A 777-nucleotide genomic window follows, 5' to 3' on the forward strand; every position below is an offset into this window, starting at 1 on the left:
TCCTCGAACGACACGCTGTTCGCCGACGACAAGGGCGAAATCGCGTTCCTGATGCCGCAGTTCATGCCGGTCCGCGACGACCGGTTCGATTATACCCGCCCCGTCGATGGCAGCGATCCCGCGACAGACTGGCGAGGGCTGCATCCGCTTGCCAGCCTGCCGAGCGTTACCAACCCCCAGGTCGGCTGGGTCCATAACACCAACGACTGGCCGTGGAGCGCAGCGGGGCCGGACAGCCCGAGGGCGGCCGACTATCCACGCTACATGGATCAGGTCGGCGGCAACGCCCGCGGCGAACATGCTGACCTGCTGCTCACCGGCCGGCGGGGGTGGACATCCGGGCGACTGCGCGCCGCCGCCTACGATCCCTACCTGCCCGCCTTCGCGCGGCTGCTGCCCAGCCTCGTCGCCGCGTGGCGCGCATTGCCGACGAACGACCCGCGCCGCCATGCACTGGCCGCGCCGATCGCCACACTCTCCCGGTGGGATCATCGCTGGGGTAACGACTCGGTCGCGACAAGCCTCGCCGTCTACTGGGGCGACCAGCTCTGGCGCGAGGTCGGCAGCTTTGCACAGGCGGAGCGGATCAACGTCCCCGACTACATCGCCGCCCGCGTCGATGCCGCCGCCAAGCTTGCCGCGCTGGAAACGGCGGTCGGGCAACTGACGCGCGATTTCGGCAGCTGGAATACGCCATGGAACGCGATCAACCGCTTCCAGCGGCTCGACGGTGCCATCCGACCGCACTTCGACGACGCGAAGCCGTCGACGCCGGTG

The 777-nt window shown here is 69.1% G+C and carries 1 protein-coding gene; it reads left to right on the forward strand.

Annotation, left to right across the window (positions count from 1 at the left end; all coding sequences use genetic code 11):
* Positions 1–777: penicillin acylase family protein (locus tag ABD719_RS18630; protein ID WP_344694864.1), on the forward strand; the 777-nt coding region annotated here is incomplete at both ends.

This window comes from Sphingomonas cynarae, assembly GCF_039537815.1.
In the GTDB taxonomy this organism is placed as follows: Bacteria; Pseudomonadota; Alphaproteobacteria; order Sphingomonadales; family Sphingomonadaceae; genus Sphingomonas; species Sphingomonas cynarae.